Genomic DNA, 2,819 nt, shown 5'->3' on the forward strand with positions numbered 1-2,819 from the left:
GTGCAGGTCGACCTCGCGTCCGGGCTCACCGTCGTTGCGAGCTACCACCCGAGCCAGCAGAACACCTTCACCGGCCGGCTCACCGAGGCGATGCTCGACAGCGTTTTTGGCCGGGTCAGGGATCTGTTGGATCGCCCGTCCCGGTAGTTTCTCCTGTCTCCGCAGTGGTAATAGGATGTCGTTTCGAAAGGAGCCGATGCAGCTACTTGACCGAGACACCGTAGAACGACTCGACGCGACCGCTCCCGCCTGGATTCGAGAGAGCCGATCGCGTGGATTCGAGCAGTTTGAGAAACTGACGATGCCCACCTCGAAGCAAGAGGCGTGGCGCTACGTGGACCTCGACTTTGCCCTCGCCGATTTCGGCCTTGCCGAGCAGGGATCCCCGATGAGCGAACCGGACGAGGTCGCGGCGGCTCTCGGCGAGCTCGCGGGGCACGCCACGATCCTCGACGGCTACGCAACGGCCGGCGGCTCCGACGACGCCATCTTCACCACGCTGGCCGCGGGGGCCGGGAACGGGACGAGCGAGCTTCGCGACGTGTTCGGCACCGGTGTCGACGTCGGCGTCGACATCTTCTCGGCGGCGCATCACGCGTTCGTCCACGACAGCGTCTTCCTGTACGTGCCCGCGGGCCGGACCGTCGAGCGTCCCTTCTACGTCGACGTTCAGGCGACCCGGGGAGGGGCGGTTTCGTTCCCGCACATCACGATCGTCGTGGAGCGCGACGCCGAGGCCTCGATCGTGATCGGCTTCCGATCGCCGGACGGCGAGCGCATGGTCGTCAACCCGCAGATCGAAGCGTTCATACGCGACGCAGGACGCCTGAAGCTCTCCACCTACCAGCGCTTCGGCACCGAGACGCGTTCGATCATCCACGAGCGGGTCGCCATCGGACGCGACGCAACCGCCAAGCTCGGCGAGGTCGGCCTCGGCGGCTCGCTGGGGCGTCTCGACCTCGACTTCGAACTCACCGGAAAAGGGTCGCACACCGATCTCGTCGGCGCCTTCTACGGCGAACGTCGGCAGGTCCTGGACTATCGCCTGCTCATGCACCACGTCGGCGTGAACACGTCCTCGGACGTGCTCCTCAAAGGAGCGGTCCAGGACACCGCCGAATCGGTGTTCACCGGGTTGGTCAGGATCGAGCACGACGCCGCAAAGACGAGCGCATTCGAGACGAACCGCAACCTGGTGCTGTCCGAAGGGGCGCGGGCGAACTCGGTGCCGAACCTCGAGATTCTGTGTGATGACGTGATCTGCGGCCACGGTTCGACGGTCGGGCCACTCGACGAAGAGCCGCTCTACTACCTGATGAGCCGCGGGCTCAGCAGGGCGCGTGCGTCGCGTCTGCTCATCCACGGCTTCTTCGAAGAGGCGCTCGAACGGTTGCCGCAACCCGAACTCGCCGTACCGGCACGAGCGGCGGTCAACCGGCGGTTCGTCACCGCCCAGCAGGAAGGGCGGGTCTGATGGGGGACTGGGTGAAGATCGGCGCATTCGAAGACTTGCGGCAAGGCGAGGGAGTGCGCGTGGAGGTCGGGTCCAACGTCATCGCCGTGTTCCGCATCGGTGACGACGCCTACGCCATCGGCGACCGGTGCAGCCACGCGGAAGCGTCCCTGGCAGAGGGTGAGGTATTCGACCACGGCGTCGAGTGCCCCCGCCACGGTTCCGAGTTCAGCCTCGAGACCGGAGTACCGCATTCGCTTCCGGCGACCGTGCCGGTTCCGGTCTTCGAGACGAAGGTCGAAGACGGCAGCGTGCTGCTGAGAGTGGGGGAGGCATCGTGAGGGGTTTGAAGGTCGACGGGTTGCGGGCGTCGATCGACGGGAAGCAGATTCTCGAGGGCATCGACCTCGAGGCTCCCTACGGGGAACTGCACGTGATCATGGGACCGAACGGTTCCGGCAAGTCGACGCTGAGTCATGTTCTCACCGGGAGGGAAGGCTACGACGTCGAAGGGTCCGCGACGCTCGACGGTGTCGAGTTGCTCGACAAGCCGGTCGATGAACGGGCGAGACTCGGTCTGCTCCAGGCCTTCCAGTATCCCGTCGAAGTCCCCGGTGTCGGACTGCGGGAGTTCCTTCTCGAGTTGGGCGACGAACGTGGCCTGGACTTCGAAGAGAGCACCGACCTCATCGAGGAGATGGCCGAGAAGTACGGGATGACGCAGTTCCTCGATCGCCCGGTGAACGTGGGGCTGTCGGGTGGAGAGAAGAAGCGTTCGGAGATCTTCCAGATGGCGATGCTCCGGCCACACGTCGCAATCCTCGACGAGATCGACTCGGGTCTCGACATCGACGCGGTACGCGAGGTCGCGGCGGCGGTCGAGGAGATGCGCGGTCCCGACGTGGCGGTGCTGCTGATCACCCACTATTCGAGGATCCTCAACTACATGACGCCGGACCGGATCCACGTGATGATGGCCGGACGGATCGTCGAGTCCGGCGGCCGTGAGCTGGCCGGTGAGCTCGAGGACGGAGGCTACGAGACGCTGCGCGAACGGCTGGGGATACAACCCCGGGTCGAGGAGCCCGCCGAGAAGCCGGTCTCGGAGTTCTTCACCGACACCCCGTTCGATTTCTAGCGTCTTGGCCGGTGACGTTCGGGGGGTCGATGCCGAGGCAGAGGGGGTCCTGGACCGACTCTGTAACCCCCCTTCCGGCTCGTTTCCTCCCCAGGAGGGCCGAAGGGCCGACCGTTTCCTCCCCCAGGAGGCCGGAAGGGACGACCGTTTCCTCCCCCAGGAGGCCGGAGGCCGACGCTGGGGGAGGTGTCCTCGGCGCTTTGGCCGAGGGCGGAGGGGGTCTGGGGG

At 65.9% G+C, this 2,819-nt stretch carries 3 protein-coding genes and 1 pseudogene; all 4 read left to right on the forward strand.

What is annotated here, in order from left to right; translation table 11 throughout:
• Positions 1–141: pseudogene (locus GWP04_12625) on the forward strand (uracil-DNA glycosylase).
• A gap of 55 nt (positions 142–196) precedes the next feature.
• Positions 197–1,474: a Fe-S cluster assembly protein SufD gene (gene sufD / locus GWP04_12630; protein NIA26383.1), complete on the forward strand. Its 1,278-nt coding sequence runs from the start codon at positions 197–199 to the stop codon at positions 1,472–1,474.
• Positions 1,474–1,794 (forward strand): Rieske 2Fe-2S domain-containing protein, encoded by a 321-nt coding sequence (locus GWP04_12635; GenBank protein ID NIA26384.1) that lies wholly within the window; start codon positions 1,474–1,476, stop codon positions 1,792–1,794. The genes sufD and GWP04_12635 overlap by 1 nt, the downstream gene beginning before the upstream one ends.
• Positions 1,791–2,591 carry a Fe-S cluster assembly ATPase SufC gene (gene sufC, locus GWP04_12640; protein NIA26385.1) on the forward strand — a complete coding sequence of 267 codons (801 nt, stop codon included), beginning with the start codon at positions 1,791–1,793 and terminating at the stop codon, positions 2,589–2,591. Before GWP04_12635 ends, sufC begins: the two co-directional genes overlap by 4 nt.
• Positions 2,592–2,819: the final 228 nt, after the last annotated feature.

Source organism: Gammaproteobacteria bacterium, assembly GCA_011682695.1.
In the GTDB taxonomy this organism is placed as follows: Bacteria; Actinomycetota; Acidimicrobiia; order Spongiisociales; family UBA4744; genus BMS3Bbin01.